16 protein-coding genes are annotated in these 18,368 nt (G+C 74.7%); 11 read left to right on the forward strand and 5 right to left on the reverse strand.

The window, feature by feature from the left end; all coding sequences use genetic code 11:
- The first annotated feature begins 20 nt into the window (after nucleotides 1-20).
- From AB0881_RS24255 to AB0881_RS24300, 10 genes are read left to right on the forward strand one after another with little or no spacing between them, the layout of a single operon-like run.
- The gene (locus AB0881_RS24255; protein ID WP_366620132.1) at nucleotides 21-974 is read left to right on the forward strand and encodes a hypothetical protein; all 954 of its coding nucleotides are present in this window, start codon (nucleotides 21-23) and stop codon (nucleotides 972-974) included.
- 2 nt (nucleotides 975-976) lie between these two features.
- Nucleotides 977-2,023, forward strand: coding sequence for a hypothetical protein (locus tag AB0881_RS24260; protein ID WP_366620133.1), 1,047 nt, complete (start codon nucleotides 977-979; stop codon nucleotides 2,021-2,023).
- A complete protein-coding gene (locus AB0881_RS24265; protein WP_366620135.1) occupies nucleotides 2,024-3,325 on the forward strand; it encodes an ATPase, T2SS/T4P/T4SS family in 1,302 nt (433 codons plus the stop codon).
- Between the two features lie 3 nt (nucleotides 3,326-3,328).
- Complete coding sequence (locus AB0881_RS24270; RefSeq protein ID WP_366620137.1) at nucleotides 3,329-4,297, forward strand: type II secretion system F family protein; 969 nt, start codon at nucleotides 3,329-3,331, stop codon at nucleotides 4,295-4,297.
- 52 nt (nucleotides 4,298-4,349) lie between these two features.
- Complete coding sequence (locus tag AB0881_RS24275; RefSeq protein WP_366620139.1) at nucleotides 4,350-5,267, forward strand: type II secretion system F family protein; 918 nt, start codon at nucleotides 4,350-4,352, stop codon at nucleotides 5,265-5,267.
- Between the two features lie 28 nt (nucleotides 5,268-5,295).
- On the forward strand, nucleotides 5,296-5,517 hold the full coding sequence (locus AB0881_RS24280; protein WP_366620141.1) for a hypothetical protein: 222 nt from the start codon (nucleotides 5,296-5,298) through the stop codon (nucleotides 5,515-5,517).
- Nucleotides 5,518-5,522: 5 nt separating this feature from the next.
- Nucleotides 5,523-5,957 (forward strand): TadE family protein, encoded by a 435-nt coding sequence (locus AB0881_RS24285; protein ID WP_366620142.1) that lies wholly within the window; start codon nucleotides 5,523-5,525, stop codon nucleotides 5,955-5,957.
- Nucleotides 5,954-6,388: a TadE/TadG family type IV pilus assembly protein gene (locus AB0881_RS24290; protein WP_366620144.1), complete on the forward strand. Its 435-nt coding sequence runs from the start codon at nucleotides 5,954-5,956 to the stop codon at nucleotides 6,386-6,388. The genes AB0881_RS24285 and AB0881_RS24290 overlap by 4 nt, the downstream gene beginning before the upstream one ends.
- Nucleotides 6,385-6,810 (forward strand): pilus assembly protein TadG-related protein, encoded by a 426-nt coding sequence (locus AB0881_RS24295; RefSeq protein WP_366620146.1) that lies wholly within the window; start codon nucleotides 6,385-6,387, stop codon nucleotides 6,808-6,810. Before AB0881_RS24290 ends, AB0881_RS24295 begins: the two co-directional genes overlap by 4 nt.
- A 7-nt stretch (nucleotides 6,811-6,817) precedes the next feature.
- Nucleotides 6,818-9,925, forward strand: coding sequence for a bacterial transcriptional activator domain-containing protein (locus AB0881_RS24300; protein WP_366620148.1), 3,108 nt, complete (start codon nucleotides 6,818-6,820; stop codon nucleotides 9,923-9,925).
- A gap of 227 nt (nucleotides 9,926-10,152) precedes the next feature.
- Here the strand turns inward: AB0881_RS24300 and AB0881_RS24305 are convergent, their stop codons facing one another.
- From AB0881_RS24305 to AB0881_RS24320, 4 genes are all read right to left on the reverse strand, one after another.
- Complete coding sequence (locus AB0881_RS24305; protein ID WP_366620150.1) at nucleotides 10,153-11,367, reverse strand: YncE family protein; 1,215 nt, start codon at nucleotides 11,365-11,367, stop codon at nucleotides 10,153-10,155.
- A gap of 82 nt (nucleotides 11,368-11,449) precedes the next feature.
- Nucleotides 11,450-12,520 carry an NYN domain-containing protein gene (locus tag AB0881_RS24310; RefSeq protein ID WP_366620152.1) on the reverse strand — a complete coding sequence of 357 codons (1,071 nt, stop codon included), beginning with the start codon at nucleotides 12,518-12,520 and terminating at the stop codon, nucleotides 11,450-11,452.
- A 258-nt stretch (nucleotides 12,521-12,778) separates the two neighbouring features.
- Nucleotides 12,779-13,033, reverse strand: coding sequence for an acyl-CoA carboxylase subunit epsilon (locus tag AB0881_RS24315; RefSeq protein WP_366620154.1), 255 nt, complete (start codon nucleotides 13,031-13,033; stop codon nucleotides 12,779-12,781).
- A 34-nt stretch (nucleotides 13,034-13,067) separates the two neighbouring features.
- A complete protein-coding gene (locus AB0881_RS24320) occupies nucleotides 13,068-14,660 on the reverse strand; it encodes an acyl-CoA carboxylase subunit beta (RefSeq protein ID WP_366620155.1) in 1,593 nt (530 codons plus the stop codon).
- A 112-nt stretch (nucleotides 14,661-14,772) separates the two neighbouring features.
- Here AB0881_RS24320 and AB0881_RS24325 point away from each other — a divergent pair, with 112 nt between their 5' ends.
- Entirely contained in the window at nucleotides 14,773-17,367 is a 2,595-nt protein-coding gene (locus AB0881_RS24325) for a phosphoenolpyruvate carboxylase (protein WP_366620163.1), read from the forward strand.
- 3 nt (nucleotides 17,368-17,370) lie between these two features.
- On the opposite strand, the gene AB0881_RS24330 is transcribed toward AB0881_RS24325, so the two are convergent.
- Nucleotides 17,371-18,138 (reverse strand): enoyl-CoA hydratase-related protein, encoded by a 768-nt coding sequence (locus AB0881_RS24330; RefSeq protein WP_366620165.1) that lies wholly within the window; start codon nucleotides 18,136-18,138, stop codon nucleotides 17,371-17,373.
- Nucleotides 18,139-18,368: the final 230 nt, after the last annotated feature.

The following is an 18,368-nucleotide window of genomic DNA, read 5'->3' on the forward strand; positions in this document are numbered from 1 at the left end:
GCGGGGCGGGGAAGGAGCGCGTGGGCAGTGCGATGAAGTCCAACCAGCCGGCCGTCACGGGCGGAGTCGCGACCACTCCGGCGGGCGGCGCCGACCAGCAGGGCAAGCACGGGCAGGGCCTGGGACGCTCGGGGCTCGGCGCCTCCGGCGGCCAGCGGCTGCCGGCCGCGCCGCGCGAGCGCAAGCCCGCCCTCGCCGCCCTCGCCGTGCTGCTCATCCTCGGCGGCGCGCTGACCAGCGCCTACCTGGTGATGGCCAGCGGGCAGCGGGTCTCGGCGATCCGGATCGCGCAGCCGGTCGCGGCCGGGCAGCGCATCCCGCTCAACGCCCTCGAAGAGGTCCAGGTCAGCGACACCGGCACCGCCTACTACATCAACTGGACCGAGCGCGAACGGGTCGCGCGCGCGTACGCCGCCGTCCCGCTCGTGCGCGGCGCGCTGCTCACCAACGGCATGGTCAGCGCCGCCGACGACGCCGCCAAGGGGCGCGTCGTGGTCGGCCTGGCGCTCAAGCCCGGCCAGTTCCCGTCCCAGGGGCTGGAGACCGGCAAGCGCGTCAGCCTGTACGCGGTCGGCGGCGGCAACGGCGGCGGCCCGCGCGCGGGCACCGTCCTGTCGGCCGACGCCATCGTGATCGGCGTGTCGGCGGGCGGCGACCGGCAGCGGCTGCGCGGCGACCAGACGAGCGTGGACGTGGCCGTGCCGCCCGGCGAGGCCGCGCAGGTCACCCAGGCCGCCTCCGCCGGATCGATCGCGATCGCGCTGATCCCCGAGGGCACCAAGGTGAGCGGCGGCGGCGCGCAGCCGCCGCCCCCGGCCGACACCGGCGGCGGCGACCCCGAGACCGGCGCGTCCCAGAGCCCGCCGCCCACCGGCGGCCAGACGCCCGGCCAGAACGGGCAGAACGGCCAGACGCCGGGCCAGACGCCCGGCCAGAACGGCTCCCCGCCCTCGAACGGCACTGGCGGTAACTGACCGTGGCACTCATCGCGCTCGCGGCCGACAAGGGGGCGCCGGGCGTCACGACGGCCGCCGTCGCCCTGGGCGCCGTCTGGCCCCGCCCCGTCCTCGTCGCCGAATGCGACCAGGCGGGCGGCGACCTCGTCTACCGGCTCCCGGCCGCCGCCGAGGACGCGGCGCGCGGCGGGCGGGGCCAGGACGGCGGCATGCTCAACCCGTCCCGCGGGCTGCTCAGCCTCGCCGCCACCGCGCGCCGCGGGCTGCGCCCCGACCAGATCGCCGAGCACTGCCAGCGGCTCGTCGGCGGCCTCGACGTCCTCGTCGGCATCACCAGCGCCGAGCAGGCGCGCGGCATGACGTGGCTGTGGGGGCCGCTGGGCCGGGCGTTCGCCGGGCTCGCGCCGGTGGACGTGCTCGCCGACTGCGGGCGGCTCGGCGCCGGCACCCCGCTGTACGACCTCATGCGCGAGGCCGACATGGTCGTGCTGTTCACCCGCGCCACCCTGGAGCAGGTCGCGCACCTGCGCGAGCGCGTCGCGGCGCTGGCCGCCGAGCTGCGCGGCGGCCCGCCCATCGGCGTCGTCGTGCTCGCCGACCCGCGCGACTTCCGCGCCTCGATCGCCGAGGTCGACCGGATCGTCGCCGGCGCCCAGCACCGGCTGCGCGCGCCGGACGGGACCGTGCCGGCCGCCGACCCCGGACCCGCGCCGCCGCAGGTCACCGTGCTCGGCGGGCTCGCGCTCGACCCCAAGGGCGCGGAGATGCTGTCGGGACGCTGGGGCGGGCGGCTCGACCGGTCGCTGCTGATCCGTTCCGCGCGCGAGGTCGCGGGCACGCTCGTGGGCCGCCTCGGCACCGCCGCGCCCGTACCCCCGCAGGCCGGCCACGCCCAGGACCCGTACACGCAGGGCCCGTACACGCAAGGCCCGTACACACAAGGCCCGTACACGCAGGACCCGCCCGCGCAGGGCGCGCACGCGCAGGACCCGTACACGCAGGGCGCGCACGCGCGGGACGAGGCGGTCCGGCCGCCCGCGCCGCAGTACCAGGAAGGGGGCCGGTAGGTGGATCACGGGCTCGTCAAGCGGCTGCGCCAGGAGGTCGGCGACCGGCTCGCGCAGCAGCGCCGGCTCGACGCCGCCAACGGGCTGCCCCCGATGTCGGGGGAGGACGAGCGGCAGTTCGCGCGCGCCCTGATCGGCCAGGTCCTGGAGGAGTACGCGCGCGGCGAGATCACCTCCGGCCGCCGCCCGCCGAACGCCGAGGAGGAGGAGGCGCTGGCCGCGGGCGTGCACGCGGCGCTGTTCGGGGTGGGCCGGCTCCAGCCGCTGCTGGAGGACCCCGAGATCGAGAACATCGACGTCAACGGCTGCGACCGGGTCTTCATCGGGTACGCCGACGGCCGCGAGGTCATGGGCGAGCCGGTCGCCGAGAGCGACGAGGAGCTGGTCGAGCTGATCCAGATCCTCGCCGCCTACAGCGGGCTGTCGTCGCGCCCGTTCGACTCCGCGAACCCGCAGCTCGACCTGCGGCTGCCCGACGGCTCCCGGCTGTCGGCGGTGATGGACGTGACGCTGCGGCCCGCGCTGTCGATCCGCCGCGCCCGCATGGGCAAGGTGTTCCTGTCCGACCTGGTCGGCAACGGCACGTTCAGCCCGGAGATCGGGGCGTTCTTCCGGGCCGCCGTGCACGCCCGCAAGAACATCATGATCGCCGGGGCGACCAACGCCGGGAAGACCACGCTGCTGCGCGCCGTCGCCAACGAGATCCCCGCGCACGAGCGGCTGATCACCGTCGAGCGGGCGCTGGAGCTGGGCCTGGACGCGTTCCCCGAGCTGCACCCGAACTGCGTCGCGTTCGAGCAGCGGCTGCCCAACTCCGAGGGCCAGGGCGCGATCTCGATGGCCGAGCTCGTCCGCCGCTCGCTGCGCATGAACCCGTCCCGCGTCATCGTCGGCGAGGTCCTCGGCGACGAGATCGTCACGATGCTGAACGCGATGACGCAGGGCAACGACGGCTCGCTGTCGACCATCCACGCCAACTCCTCGATGGAGGTCTTCAACCGCATCGCGACGTACGCGATCCAGTCCGAGGAGCGGCTCCCGGTCGAGGCGACGCACATGCTCATCGCGGGCGCGATCGACTTCGTCGTGTTCATCGAGAAGCGCAACGAGTACGCGCGCGGCGGCCGGCTGCGCCGGTTCGTGGCCAGCGTCCGCGAGGTGACCGGCGTCGACAACCGGGTGCTGTCGTCGGAGGTGTTCGCGCTCGGCCCGGACGGCACCGCGGTGCCCGCCGCGCCGATCTCCTGCGCCGACGAGCTGGCCGAGTTCGGGTACGACCCCGTCGCGGCGGGGGGCTGGTAGCCGGTGTACGCGCCCGACATGATGCTCGCCGTCCTCGCCGGCGGCCTGGCCGGCGGCGGCCTGCTGGTGCTCGTCCTGGCGATCCGCGGGCTGCCCGCGCGGCCCGGCGGCGGCCAGGCCCGGCTCCGCAGCCGCGAGGACCTCGTCAGGACGCTCAGCACCCGCACCGCGCTCGCCGTCATCGTCGGCATCGCGGTACTGGTCGTCACCCGCTGGCCGATCGCCGCCGCCGGCACCGGCGTGCTCGTCCTCGCCTGGAACGGCCTGGCCGGCGGCGCGGCCGAGGAGCGCCGCAGCATCGCGCGGCTGGAGGCCCTCGCCGCCTGGACCGAGTCGCTGCGCGACACGATCGCCGGCGCCGTCGGCCTGGAGCAGGCGATCCCCGCGTCGCTGCGCGCGTCCGCGCCCGTGCTCCAGCAGCCGCTGCGGACGCTCGTCGACCGGCTCCACACGCGCGTGCCGATGCCCGAGGCGCTGCGCCGCTTCGCCGACGACCTCGACGACCCGTCCGCCGACCTGGTCGTCGCCGCGCTGATCCTGAACGCCAAGCTGCGCGGCCCCGGCCTGCGCGACATGCTCGGCGCGCTCGCCGGATCCGCCCGCGCCGAACTCGACATGCGCCGCCGCGTCGAGGCCGACCGGCGCGCCACCCGCCGCAGCGTCCGCATCGTCGTCGGCGTCTCGGTCGGCACGGCGATCGGGCTGGCCGTCTTCAACCACTCCTACGTGGAGCCGTACGACGACTTCCTCGGCCAGCTCGTCCTGTGCCTGGTCATCGCGCTGTACGGGGCGGGCTTCGTGTGGCTGCGGCGGCTGGCGAAGTACGAGATGCCGAGCCGCTTCCTCACCCGCGCGGACCGTCCCGGCGTCCCGGGCGAGGTGCCCAGCACGGTCGCCGGGTGGCAGTCGAAGGCCGGAGGGCTGCGCGGGCGGCACGCGGCGGACGCGGGCGGCGGGGGTGGTGCGCCGTGACGTGCGCGTGTGACCATGACGGGGCCGCGCTTTCGGATCGGGGTGGTTCGGCGTGACGGGTCCGCTGCTGGCGGGCGCCTTCGTGGGCGCCGGCCTCTACCTGCTGTTCCGCGCGCTGTTCCCGTCGCGTCCCGGGCTGACCGCGCGGCTCGCCGCGTTCGACGCCGCCCGCCGCCGCGACCTGGAGGACGCGCGGGCCGGCCGCGTCTCGCCGACGCTCGACAAGGTCGGCACGCTCCGCTCCCGCGTCGGCAAGGAGCTGGTCCGCTACTGCGAGGCGCGCGGCTGGCGGCTGCGCTCGTACCGCGCCGACCTCGCGATCACCGAGCGGTCGCTGGAGGGCTTCCTCGCCACCAAGTTCCTGCTGCCCGCCGCGGCGCTGCTGTTCATCCCGGTCGTGGTGGCGTACTTCGCGCTGCTCGGCCTCGGCGCCTCGTTCCAGATCCCGGCGTGGATCTGCGTGTTCTTCGCCGTGCTGTTCTTCTTCTTCCCCGACATGCAGCTGCGGCAGGAGGCGGCCGGCCGGCGGCAGGACTTCCGGCACGTCGTCGGCGCGTTCCTCGACCTGGTCTCGATGAACCTCGCCGGCGGCCGCGGCGTCCCCGAGGCGCTGATGACCGCGGCCGGCGTCGGTGAGGGCTGGGCCATGCACCGCATCCGGGACGCGCTCGCCAACGCCCGCATCACCGGCCAGACGCCGTGGCAGGCGCTCGGCGGCCTCGGCGACGAGCTCGACATCGCCGAGCTGCGCGACATGGCCGGCGCGCTGTCGCTGGTCGCCGACGACGGCGCCCAGATCCGCAAGTCGCTGTCCGCCCGCGCCGCGTCCATGCGCAGCCGCGAGCTGTCGGAGCTGGAGGGCAAGGCCGGCGAACGCTCCCAGTCGATGCTCGTCGCCCAGCTCCTGCTCTGCGCCGCGTTCCTCGTCTTCCTCGCCTACCCCGCCCTCATGAGAGTGATGGCGGCGTGAATGACACCGATCCCTCGAAGGAGGATTGATGGGTCCGTTGAATCCATGGAACGACCCGGCCGTCGTGTACCTGCGGGCCCTGCTCGGCAGCCGGATCGACCGGCTCCGGAACGAGACCGACCGCACCAGGGGGGCCTCGGCGATCGAATGGGCGATCATCACCGCGATCCTGGCGGTCATCGCGATCACCATCGGCGCGACGATCCGCAACCTGATCGTCAACAAGGCCAACAGCATCCGGACGGAGTAGCGCCCGTGGTCCGCCCGCCCGTGTCCCGCCGCGACGGCGGGGCGTCCTCGATGGAGTGGGCGCTGCTGACGCCGATCCTGATCCTGGTGATGCTGGCCGTCGTCCAGTTCGCGATGGTCTACCACGCCCGCCATGTCGCGCTGGCGGCCGCGCAGTCCGGCGCCCGGGTGGCCCGTACGGCACCGGTCGGCGGCGGCTGGGAGGGCGCCGCTCAGGAGAAGGCCGCCGGCGACGTCCGCAAGATCGGCCGCAATCTGCTCACCGGGCTGGACGTGCGCACCGGCGAGGCCGGCGACCAGCGCTGGGTCGAGGTGAGCGGCGAGGCCGTGCGCGTCATCCCGTTCATGACGTTCCGCGTCGAGCAGCGCTCCCAGGGCCCCATCGAATGCTTCCGCCCCGACGTCGGCGAGGGCGTCGCCTGCGAGGGAGGCGCCCGGTGAACGCGCGCCCGGACTCCGGCGAGCGCGGGTCCATGTCCATGGAGATGGTGCTGGTCACGCCGCTCTTCGTCATCTTCCTGATGCTGCTGGCGGCGGGCGGCCGGATGGTGGACGCGCAGAGCCAGGTGGACGGCGCCGCGCGCGACGCCGTCCGCGCCGCGTCCATCGCCCGCAGCGCCGGCGGCGCGGAGCAACTGGCGCAGGAGGCGGCGACCGCGAACCTGAACGGGCACGACTGGTGCGCGAGCGGCCCGACCGTGGTCACCGACACCAGCCGGTGGGGGCCGGGCGGCCGGGTCGCCGTGACGATCACGTGCGACGTGGACCTGGCCGACCTGTCGTTCATCGGGCTGCCGGGCAGCAAGTCGCTGAGCGGCCGCGCGCTGGCGCCGATCGACACGTTCACCTACCGGGGCGGGGACGCGGGATGAGGCGCCGCCACGACGGGGACCGCGGGACGATCGCGATGTACGTCGTCCTGTTCACGCCCGCGGTGTTCCTGCTGGCCGGGCTGCTGGTGGACGGCGGCCTGGCGATCCACGCCCGGCAGCGCGCGGCGGACATGGCCGAGCAGGCCGCCCGCGCGGGCGCGAACGAGATCGACACGGCCGAGCTGCGCCGTACCGGGGAGCCGGTCATCGCCCCGGACCGGGCCAGGGCCGCGGCCTGCGACCTGCTGGCCGACTACGGCGAGGACATCACCGCGTCCCGCTGCGCGGCCGACGAGGAGCAGGTGGACGTGACCGTGCAGCTCACCGTGCGCGCCCAGCTGCTGGGCATCGTGCCGGGGCTGGGCGAGTTTACGATGACCTCGACGGCGTCCGCCCAACCGGTGACCGACGGAGATCAGTAGGTATCCGATGACGACACCACGGCATGCAGGCGGCAGGCGGCCCGAGAGCGTCCGGGACGCCTCCGGGCGGCGCCTGGGGTACGGCGCGCCCGAGCCCGTGCGGGTACGGGCACGGCGCACCCCGATGGACGTGCTCACCGGGCTGGGGGCGCTGCTGGCGCTGGCGGCGCTGCTGGTGGGCGTGCCGTTCGCGCTGCTGACGTTCTTCGGGTCCCCGATCCCCGACCGCGTACCGGAGCTGTCGGACCTCACGCAGCCGGTCGGCGACGGGATGCTGATCCCGATCCTGGTCGCGCTGGTCTGGCTGGCGTGGCTCCAGCTGGCGCTGTGCGCGGTCGTCGAGGTGTACGCGGGGATCCGCGGCGTCGGCGTCCCGGCGCGGGTGCCGCTGGCGGGCGGGACGCAGTCGCTGGTGCACCGGCTGGTGGTCGCGGCACTGCTGCTGTTCACCGCCACCACGACGATCATGCCCGCGTTCTCCGGGCGCGAGCTGTACCAGCGGCCCGCGCAGACGCAATCGCAGGAGTTCCGGCCGCTGGCCGCCGCGCCGCCGCAACAGCAGCCCGTCCAGCAGCAGGCGGCGCCCGCGCAGGCGCCGGCCGCGCAGCCGATGGAGAAGGCCGAGACCACCAAGATCTACCGGGTGAACCCGCCCCAGGGCCGGCACCACGAGAGCCTGTGGGAGATCGCCGACAAGTGCCTGGGCGAGGGCCGCCGGTACAAGGAGATCTTCGCGCTCAACAAGGGCCACATCCAGCCGGACGGCAGCCGGCTGAGCATCGCGTCGCTGATCCGGCCGGGCTGGATCCTGGAGATGCCGTCCGACGCCAAGCACGCGCAGGTCGTCCCGGTCGAGGACCTGAACGACTACTTCCGGCACGGCCGCGCCGTACCGGACGAGAAGCCCGAGCCGCCGCGGCCGGAACCCGAGCCGCAGCCGGAGCGGTCCGCGCCCGAGCCGCGACCGGAGCCCGAGCCGGAACCCGTACCGGAGCCGGAGCCCGTACCCGAGACGGGGCAGGGGACGGAGCAGCCCGGCGCGCAGATTCCGGGCGCGAACGTCCCTCCGCCCGAGAAGCAGCCCGAACAGCCCGCGAAGCAGCCCGAGAAGGAACCGGAGGCGAAGCCGCAGCCGCAGGCGCCCGGCCGGGAGCTGGGCGGGGACGCGGGGAGCGCGAGCGTTCCGGGAAGCGACCGGGCGCAGGCGGACGAGGCGCCGCTGCCGTTCGACCTCGAATGGTCGGAGGGGCTGGCGGCGGCGTCGCTGCTCGCGGCGGGCGTGCTGAGCGCGCTCGGCCGGCGGCGCCGCGAGCAGATGTGGAACCGCGCGTTCGGGCACATGATCCCGCGTCCGGAGGGCGCGGCCGCGACGGCCGAGCGGGCGCTGCGGATCGGTGCCGACGACGACGGCGCACGGCTGCTCGACCTCGGCCTGCGGCACCTGTCGAAGTCGATGGCGGCGGGCGGCCGGGCGCTGCCCACGGTGTACGGCGTCCATCTCGGCACCGGCGGCCTCGACCTGTGGATCGCGCCCGCCGACCGCAACCCGCCCGCGCCCTGGCAGAGTCACGACGAGGGGCAGGTGTGGCGGCTGCACGCCGACGCGCTGCCCGCGCTGGAGGCCGCCGACCTGAGCGAGGTCCTGGCCCCGTACCCGGGGCTGGTCTCGATCGGCACGAGCGCCTCCGCGAACGGGCCCGGGGGCCGGATCCTGGTCGACCTGGAGGCCGCGCACGGCCTGATCGCGCTGCGCGGGCCCGCGGACACCCGGCGCGACGTGCTGGCCGCGATCGCGCTGGAGCTGGCCACCAACCGCTGGTCCGACCACATGCGGATCACGCTGGTCGGGTTCGGCGGGGAACTGGGCGAGAACCTCGCCGAGATCGCGCCCGACCGGATCCGCACCGTGCCGACGCTCGCGGACGCGCTGCCCGAGCTGGAGGGGCGCGGCGAGGAGGTGCGGCAGGCGCTCGCCGCGTCCGGCGTGGACTCGGTGCTCACCGGACGCAGCCGCGGGGTGTTCGGCGAGGCGTGGATGCCGCACTACCTGATCATGGCGGACGAGCCGTCCGAACGGGAGGCCGACCGGCTGGTCGCGCTTGCCCGTACCGGCACCCGGATGGCGGCCGGCCATCTGGTCCCCGGCGAGGTGCAGGGCGCCACCTGGACGTGGGAGGTGGACGAGGACGGGCGGCTCCAGGCGGGCGTGCTCGGCTTCGAGGTGGTCGCGCAGCTCGTCCCGGAGGAGCACTACCGGGCGATCGCCGACCTGTTCCACACCGCGTCCCGCACGGAGTCGGTGCCGCTGCCCGAGCCGGGCGACGGCCCGCTGTCGGAGGGCGGGCCTGGCGCGCAGCGGTCGTCGGTCGACATCCGGCTGCTGGGCCCGATCGAGGTGGACGCGCCGGGCCCGATGGACGAGAGCCGCCGCGCGCTGTGCACGGAGGTCCTGGTCTACCTGGCGACGCATCCGGGCGGCGTCCATCCGACCGTGCTCGGCGGCGCCGTCTGGCCGCGCGGCGTCACCGCCGGGGTGCGGGACGCCTGCGTGGCGCGCGTGTCGGACTGGCTGGGCCGCGACGCGCGCGGCCGCCCCAACCTGTACTACGACGACCGGGGCCGCATCAAGCTGGGCTCGGAGGTCCGCGTCGACTGGGCGGTGTTCCGCTGGCTCGTCTGGAGATCGGCGGCCGAGCCCGCGTCGGAGACGGCGTACATGGCGTACGCGCTCGACCTGGTGCGCGGCCCGGTGCTGGCGGGCCGCCCTCGCGGCCGGTACGGCTGGCTGGTGACCGACGACCTGGAGTACGAGGCCACCGCCCGCGTCATCGACGTGGCGCACCGCCTGGTCGTGCTGCGCCTCGACGAGGGCGACATCCGCGGCGCGATCAGCGCCGCCCGCGCCGGCCTGCGCCTGGCCCCCGAAGACGAGGGCCTGTGGCGCGACCTGCTCCGCGCGACCCACGCCGCGGGCGACGAGGCGCAGGTAAGGGTCGTCGTGGACGAACTGCGCAACCGCATAGGCCGCGACCCCATGCTCGACCAACTCCAGCCCGAGACCGAGGCGCTAGTGGAGGAACTAGTCCCCCAATGGCGCCACGCCGTCGCCCGCTAGCGAGCCGCCGCGCCGCCGCCCTGACGGACGAAGCGCCTTGCGAGCGGCCCGACAGTCGCACCGACGGCCGCCGGTCAGCCAGTCAGCGGTAGATGACCGCCGGCCGGCACGCCAGCGGTAGAAGGCCGCCGGTCAGCGAGTCAGCGGTTGAAGGCCGCCGGCCGGCCGGTCAGCGGTGGATGGCCGCCCGTCGGCGCGTCAGCCGTTGATGACCGGTGGTCGGTGGGTCAGCGGTAGAGGCCTGGGCCGCCTAGGGAGTGGCGGGCCGGTTGGGGGTACACGAGTGGGGGGCCGGGGTGGCCGCCGACGGTGATGGTGTGGAGGGTGCGGCCCGTGCGGGTCGACACGGCGTGCACCGTGCGGGCGGCCGGGTCCGACAGCCAGAGCGTGGCGCCGTCCGCGGAGACGCCGCCGGGGAGCGGGGCGTGCCCGCTCGGCGTGCGCCAGAGCCGGGTGGCGCGGTGGGTGGCGAGGTCGACTGCCGAGACCGTCCCGTCGGTGCCGGCGACGTACACGCGGGCGGCGCGGCGGCCGAGGACGAGGCCGCGCGCGCCCGGCCCGGTACGGATGAAGCCGGCCGGGCGGAGGGTGGTGGCGTCGATCCGCCACAGGCCGCCCTTGGCGGAGTCCGCGACCAGGAACGCCGAGCCGTCCGGCAGCAGCCGCACGTCGCCGGGCCGTGAGCCGGCGGGCAGCCGTACCGTCGCGGTGACGGCGCGGCGGGCCGGGGCGACCCGGACCAGCCGGCCGGCGGCGGGGCAGGACGCCACCAGGGACGCGGCGTCGGCGGAGTAGTCGGCGCTCGCGGCGCCCGCGCAGGGGAGGCGCAGGCTCGCCTGGGGCTCCATGGTGTGCGGGTGCCGGACGTCGAGCCGGGCGTGCCGGCCCGCCAGGACGTACGCCTCGCGGCCGTCCGGGGCGAAGTACGGCGGGCCGGGGCGGAGGATCCGCAGCGTCCCGCCGGGCCGTGCCGAGCGCGGCGAGAGCGTCGCGGCGGACCCGTTGGCCAGGTCGTACACCCAGAGGCGCCGCAGGTTCCAGGCGGGGACGACCAGGGACGGCGCGCCGCCGGTGCGGACCCGGCCGAGCAGCCGCGCGGTGGTCTGGTCGAGGACGTCCACGGTGCCGGTGGCGGCGTTCGGCACGTACACGCGGGGCGGGAGCGCGGCGGCGCCGGGGGCGAGCATGCCGGGGCCGGTCGCCGCGTACACGTTGGTGGCGGCGCCGGACGCGGTCGCGGAGCGCGGCGCGCCCGGGGAAGGGGTCGCCGCGGGGTCGAGCGTGCCGGGCGCGGCGCCGCCGACGGCGATCACCGGGGCGTCCGGGGCGCCCTCACCGGGCCGGTGGAACGGCACCGGCGACTCGCACGCGGCCGCCGCCAGCGCCGCAGCGGCGAGCGCCGCCGGAACCCGGCGGCGGCGCGGTCCACGAGATGCCCCCATCACGGCGGGACTGTACCGGCTCGCGCACTCCCCGTGCACGGATCATCACAACACGCGGTGGCGGCGGTCCCGGACGCGCGATTCAGCCGGACTTGCCGATCCCGATGCCGAACTCGCGGTAGACGCGCTCCCAGAAGCCGTCCCGCAGCCAGGTGCGGGCCTCCTGGTACGGGCGCAGCGAGCCGCCGAGCTCCTTCTCCGCCTCGATCAGCAGCTCCTTGTCGATCACAGGCGGCAGGATCGGGCCGGGCAGGAGGTCGCGGATGTTGTCGCGGCCGCGCTCGAACAGCCACTTCTGCGCGACATGCTCGCCGATCTCCAGCATGTGGTCGCGGTCGGGGCCGAGCCGGCCCTCCGCGTGGGTGATGGCGCCGTGCGAGTTGGCCTGGGCGGCGACCGTCCCGGCCGGGGCGGCGGGGATCCCGGTGCCCGCCGGGACGCCGCCGGCGCGGACGCCCGCGGCGGTGTGCGACGGCTTGACCGCCGGGGTCCGGCCGGCGAACACCTGCGACGGCGACGGTACGGGCGAGCGGCCGGGGGCGGCGACGGGCTCGCGCGCGGCGGGCGCGGTGGCCGGAACGGGGAGCACCTTGGCTTTAGTGAAGTACGGGCGAAGGAAGTCGGCGGGCAGGACCTCGACGGTGTCGGACTCCCAGACCAGCCATTCGGCCTGGTTGGAACCGTGGGTCGGCTCCACGCCCCACAGGTGGACGCGGACGCCGTACCGCTGCGCGGCCTCCACGGCGGGCAGCATGTCCTCGTCGCCCGCCAGCAGCACCGCGTCGGTGATCGCGCGGTGCCGGGCCAGCGCCTCCAGGTCGGCGCGCAACTGGGCGTCCACGCCCTTCTGCTGGCCCTGGGCGTTCAGGTTGCCCAGCCGCAGCTTCACCAGGGGCAGGTTGGCGATCACGCGCTGGTCGACGGTCGGCTGCCGTTTGGGCGCCGCGTCGAACCAGTAGACCCGCAGCAACTCACCGAGCAACTGGTCGTCGGCATGGCTGGTCAATGCCTTGATCAACTTCTCCGCGGCGACGCGGTACTCGCGCCGCGAGCCGCAGCCGAGAAGCAGCGCCCCAGAGGCCGCGTAGAGGTACCCCGCGTCGACGAAGACGGCGTATCGCGCGGGCTGAGGGACGAACTCCGAGGTGGCCATGGCCTTTCACCTTATTCGTGCCGGGCCCGTTCCTGGGGGCGAACCACGGTTACATCTCCCCTCGGCGTCGCCGTACGCCCGCCCGCCACACCCGCCTGGTGTGCGTTACGCCACGTTACGCGGCGTATGTGACCCCGGTGTCGGGCGTGACCGTGCGTCGCCGGAGAACCTCCCCGGAACGCGACCGCCCGGCGTGGCGCCCGTCCTGGGACGGGCCCGCGCCGGGCGGCCTCCGGTCGTTCTCCCGGCCGTTGCCCGCTACCGCGGGAGGGCGCTCGCCCGCCACGCGCGCGGGCCGCGCGGCCGGACCGCCGCGCCCGCCGGATCGCGGACCAGCCGGGACGGGTCGGCCCACCGGGACACGTCCGGCTCGCCCCGCCCGCCGCCGCCCGCGGCCGCGCGGGCCTGGGCGGTCAGCACCGCCACCAGCGCGGCGACCTCCTCGGGCGTCGCGTCCCCCCGCACGATCTGCAGGAACGGCCGGTCACCGCCCGCAGCGCCTTCCTGGCTCACGCGTCCTCCTTCACCTGCACGGGTCGTACGCGGATCACAGCGGGATGTTGCCGTGCTTCTTGGGCGGCAGCGTCATCCGCTTCTCGCGCAGCGAGCGCAGCGCGCGGACGATCTGGCCGCGGGTCTCGGACGGCTTGATCACCGCGTCGACATAGCCGCGCTCGGCCGCGATGTACGGGTTGGCCAGCGTGTCCTCGTACTCGGTGATCAGCTCGGCGCGCCGCGTGTCCGGGTCGTCGGACGCCGCCAGCTCGCGCCGGTACAGGATGTTCACCGCGCCCTGCGCGCCCATCACCGCGATCTGCGCGGTCGGCCACGCGAGGTTGATGTCGGCGCCCAGGTGCTTGGAGCCCATGACGTCGTACGCGCCGCCGTACGCCTTCCGGGTGATCACGGTGACGAGCGGGACGGTGGCCTCGGCGTAGGCGTACAGCAGCTTGGCGCCGCGCCGGATGATGCCGTTCCACTCCTGGTCGGTGCCAGGCAGGAAGCCGGGCACGTCCACGAACGTCAGCACCGGGATGTTGAACGCGTCACACGTCCGCACGAACCGCGCGGCCTTCTCCGAGGCGTGGATGTCGAGCGTCCCGGCGAACTGCATCGGCTGGTTGGCCACCACGCCGACCGAGCGTCCCTCGACGCGGCCGAAGCCGACCACGATGTTGGGCGCGAACAGCTCCTGGACCTCCAGGAACTCGCCGTCGTCCAGCACGTGCTCGATCACCGTGCGCATGTCGTACGGCTGGTTCGGCGAGTCCGGGATCAGGGAGTCGAGCTCCTCGTCCAGCTCGTCCAGGTCCACCGGGACGTCGAACACCGGCGGGTCGGCGAGGTTGTTGGACGGCAGGTAGGAGACCAGCGCCTTCACGTACTCGAGCGCGTCCTCCTCGTCCGTGCCCTGGTAGTGCGCCACGCCGGAGCGGGAGTTGTGGGCGTTCGCGCCGCCCAGCTCCTCGAACGTGACCTCCTCGCCGGTGACCGTCTTGATCACGTCCGGGCCGGTGATGAACATGTGCGAGGTCTGGTCGACCATGACGATGAAGTCGGTCAGCGCCGGGGAGTACACGTGCCCGCCGGCCGTGGTCCCCATGATCAGCGAGATCTGCGGGATGACGCCGGACGCGTGCACGTTCCGCTTGAAGATCTCCGCGTACAGGCCGAGCGCGACCACGCCCTCCTGGATCCGCGCGCCGGCGCCCTCGTTGATCCCGATCACCGGGCAGCCGGTCTTCAGCGCGTGGTCCATGACCTTGCAGATCTTCTCGCCGTAGACCTCGCCGAGCGAGCCGCCCATGATCGTGAAGTCCTGGCTGAACACCGCGACGTGCCGGCCGTCGACCGTGCCGTAGCCGGTCACCACACCGTCGCCGTACGGCCGGTTCCTCTCCAGGCCGAAGTTCGTCGACCGGTGCCGGGCCATCTCGTCGAATTCGACGAACGAGCCGTCGTCCAGCAGCGCCTCGATCCGCTCGCGGGCGGTCATCTTGCCCTTGGCGTGCTGCTTTTCCACCGCGCGTGCGGACGCCGCGTGGACGGCCTCGTACCGGCGCCGTTCCAGGTCCGCGATCTTGCCCGCGGTGGTGTGGACGTCGATCTCGGCCGCGGGTTCAGGAGCTTCCATCGCCATGCCGGTCAGGGTAACCGGCCGCTGATCGGCGGTTCCGCGCGGGATCCCGTTACGCGGGACCCATAACCTTGGGGCCGTGGCTACCAACACGCGCGACACCCTCCGGCAGGACATGCCCGAACCGCTGCGCCGCGACGTACGGCTGCTCGGCGCCATGCTCGGCGACGGGCTCGTGGAGTACGGCGGCCAGGAGTTGCTGGACGACGTCGAACGGCTGCGGCACGCCGTCATCGCCGCCCGCCGCGGCGAGATCGACAGCGGCGAGGTCGCGTCCCTGGTCGAGGGCTGGACGCTGGAGCGCGCCGGGCAGGTGGCGCGGGCGTTCACCGTCTACTTCCATCTGACCAACCTGGCCGAGGAGCACCACCGCATCCGCACGCTGCGGGAGCGCGACACCCGGGACGAGACCGTGCCCAGCTCCGTGCCCGCCGCCGTCGAGCGGATCCGGCGGACCGCCGGGCCGGGCCGGCTGGCGGAGGTGGTCGAGGGCCTGGAGTTCCGGCCGGTCTTCACCGCCCACCCGACCGAGGCCCGCCGCCGCGCCGTCGTCACCGCGATCCAGCGGATCAGCGACCTGCTCACCAGCCTGAACGAGGCCCCCGGCGCGAGCGAGGCCGCCGAGCTCGAACGGCGGCTCCGCGAGGAGATCGACCTCCTCTGGCGGACCGCCCTGCGCCGCCACACCCAGATGGACCCGCTGGACGAGGTCCGCACCGCGATGGCCGCCTTCGACGAGACGATCTTCCGGGTCGTCCCGGAGATCTACCGCTCCCTGGACCGCGCGCTCGACCCCGAGGGCACCGGCGTGAAGCCGCCGCAGGCCCGCCCGTACGTCCGGCTCGGCAGCTGGATCGGCGGCGACCGGGACGGCAACCCGTACGTGACCGCGCAGGTCACCCGGGACGCCGTCATGATCCAGGCGGAGCACGTGCTGCGCGCGCTGGAGGCCGCCTGCGGGCGGATCGGCCGCGAGCTGACCCTGTACGAGGCGACCACGCCGCCCTCGCCCGCCCTGCGCGAGGCGCTCGCGGCGGCCCGTACCGCCCACCCGGCCCGCATCGGCGACATCGCCAAGCGCTCCCCCGGAGAGCCGCACCGGCAGTTCCTCCTGTACGCCGCGGCCCGCGTCGCCGCGACCCGCGAGCGCGACGCCGACCTGGCCTACGCCTCGCCCGACGACCTGCTCGCCGATCTCCGCCTCGTCCAGGAGTCGCTGGCCGAGGCCGGGGCGCCGCGCCAGGCGTACGGGAGCGTCCAGCACCTGATCTGGCAGGTCGAGACGTTCGGCTTCCACCTGGCCGAGCTGGAGATCCGCCAGCACTCGGAGATCCACGAGAAGGCCCTCGCCGAGGTCCGCGCGGGCGGCCCGTACTCCGAGATGACGGAGGAGGTCCTGGAGACCCTCCGCGTGGTCGCGTGGATCCAGAACCGCTTCGGCGTCCGGGCGTGCAGCCGCTACATCATCTCCTTCACCCGCACGGCCGAGGACATCGCCAATGTGCACGAGCTGGCGGCCTCCCTCGGTGACCGGGCGCCCGTCCTGGACGTGATCCCGCTCTTCGAGACCGGCGAGGACCTTGAGCGCGCCCCCGAGGTCCTGGAGGGCATGCTCGCGATCCCGGCCGTCCGCAAGCGCCTCGCCGACACGGGACGGCGCCTGGAGGTGATGCTCGGCTACTCCGACTCCGCCAAGCAGCTCGGCCCCGCCAGCGCGACCCTCCGCCTGTACGACACGCAGGAGGCTCTCACCGGCTGGGCGGCCCGCAACGGCGTCAAGCTCACGATGTTCCACGGCCGCGGCGGCTCCCTCGGCCGCGGCGGTGGTCCCGCCAACCGCGCGATCCTCGCGCAGGCGCCCGGTTCGGTCGCGGGCCGGTTCAAGGTCACCGAGCAGGGCGAGGTCATCTTCGCCAGGTACGGCCGGCCGCAGATCGCCCGCCGCCATGTCGAGCAGGTGACGAACGCCGTCCTGCTGGCGTCCACCGACGCCGTCCAGGACCGGGCCCGCAGCGCCGCCGCCCGCTACCGGCCGCTGGCCGACAAGCTCAGCGACGCCGCCCGCGCCGCGTTCCGCTCGCTGATCGAGACGGAGGGCTTCGCGGCCTGGTTCGCCCGGGTCAGCCCGCTGGAGGAGATCGCCGAACTGCGCATCGGCTCCCGCCCCGCCCGCCGCAAGGCGGCCAAGGGCCTGGAGGACCTGCGCGCCATCCCGTGGGTGTTCGCCTGGACGCAGACCCGCGTGAACCTCCCCGGCTGGTACGGCCTGGGCAGCGGCCTGGCCGCCGTCTCCGCGGACGGCGAGGACCTGGACGCGCTCCGCGAGGCGTACGAGGCGTGGCCGCTCTTCGGCGCCCTGCTGGACAACGCCGAGATGAGCCTGGCCAAGTCCGACCGCGCGATCGCCGAGCGCTACCTGGCGCTGGGCGGCCGCCCGGAGCTCACCGAGACCGTCCTGGCCGAGTACGACCGCACCCGCTCGCTGGTCCTGGCGACCACCGGCCACACCCGCCTGCTGGAGAACCGCAAGGTCCTCTCCAGGGCCGTCGAGCTGCGCAACCCGTACGTGGACGCGCTCTCCCACCTCCAGCTCCGCGCCCTGGCCGCGCTCCGCGACGGCGTCCAGGACGAGACCGAACGCGCCCACCTGGAGGAACTGCTGCTCCTGTCCGTCAACGGAGTCGCGGCGGGCCTGCAGAACACGGGCTGAGCACTAGCCGGGCCAGTCGGGCTTCCGCTTCTCGTTGAACGCGGCGATGCCCTCGCGCCGGTCGGGGGAGAGGACGGCGGTGCGCCAGGCGTTGTCCTCGATGTCGAGGCCGGCGTCCAGGCCCACCCCGTCCCCGAGCCGCAGGGCGCGCTTGGCGGCGCGGACGGCGACGGGAGAGTTCCCGGCGATCGTCCCCGCGATCGCCAGCGCCTCCTCGCGGACGGACCCGGCCGGCACCCGCCGGTCGACCAGCCCGTACTCCAGCGCCTCGTCGACGCCCAGCCGGCGGCCGGTCAACACCAGATCGGCCGCCCGGCCAGGGCCAAGCCGCCGCAGCGCCAGCTGCGTACCACCGCCGCCCGGCACCAGCCCCACGCCCACCTCGGGCAGCCCGAACACCGCCGACTCGTCGGCCACGATCAGATCGCAGCTCAGCGCGAACTCGCACCCGCCGCCCAGCGCGTACCCGTGCACCGCCGCCACCACGGGCTGCGGCAGGTTCAGGATCGCGCCGAACGCGGCCCGGAACACCGGCCGCTGCGCCAGGATCTCGGCGTCCGTCATCGCGTTGCGTTCCTTGAGGTCGGCGCCCACGCAGAAGGCCTTCTCGCCCGCAGCGCTCAGCACCACCGCCCGCACACCCGCGTCCGCCGCGACCTCGGCCCCCACATCCGCCAGCCGCCGCGCCATGGCCGTAGACAGCGCGTTCAGGGCCTCGGGCCGATCCAGAACGATCTCGGCGACGTGCCCATCCCCGCGCCGCAATGTCACTCCATCCACAGACCGCACCCTAACCACCCCAACCCAGAAACCCCAGCCACCAAGGGGGCAAGGGGCGGAGCCCCAATAGGGGTCGAGGGGACGGAGTCCCTCGCGGGGGGTGCGGGGGGCGGAGCCCTCTGCCAGGGGGGCGGGTGCCCGGAGCGAGGAACGAGCGGAGGGTGCGCGCACACCCTGTGCGGGGGCGAGGGGCGGAGCCCCAATAGGGGTCGAGGGGACGG

The organism is Spirillospora sp. NPDC029432 (assembly GCF_040703975.1).
Lineage (GTDB): Bacteria > Actinomycetota > Actinomycetes > Streptosporangiales > Streptosporangiaceae > Spirillospora.

What these genes read in the sequence shown, in the direction of transcription:
- AB0881_RS24280 (WP_366620141.1), top strand. Translation starts at nt 5,296, where the DNA reads ATGGGTCCGTTGAATCCATGGAACGACCCGGCCGTCGTGTACCTGCGG.
- AB0881_RS24295 (WP_366620146.1), top strand. Translation starts at nt 6,385, where the DNA reads ATGAGGCGCCGCCACGACGGGGACCGCGGGACGATCGCGATGTACGTC.
- AB0881_RS24300 (WP_366620148.1), top strand. Translation starts at nt 6,818, where the DNA reads ATGACGACACCACGGCATGCAGGCGGCAGGCGGCCCGAGAGCGTCCGG.
- AB0881_RS24305 (WP_366620150.1), bottom strand. Translation starts at nt 11,367, where the DNA reads ATGGGGGCATCTCGTGGACCGCGCCGCCGCCGGGTTCCGGCGGCGCTC.
- AB0881_RS24310 (WP_366620152.1), bottom strand. Translation starts at nt 12,520, where the DNA reads ATGGCCACCTCGGAGTTCGTCCCTCAGCCCGCGCGATACGCCGTCTTC.
- AB0881_RS24320 (WP_366620155.1), bottom strand. Translation starts at nt 14,660, where the DNA reads ATGGCGATGGAAGCTCCTGAACCCGCGGCCGAGATCGACGTCCACACC.
- AB0881_RS24325 (WP_366620163.1), top strand. Translation starts at nt 14,773, where the DNA reads ATGCCCGAACCGCTGCGCCGCGACGTACGGCTGCTCGGCGCCATGCTC.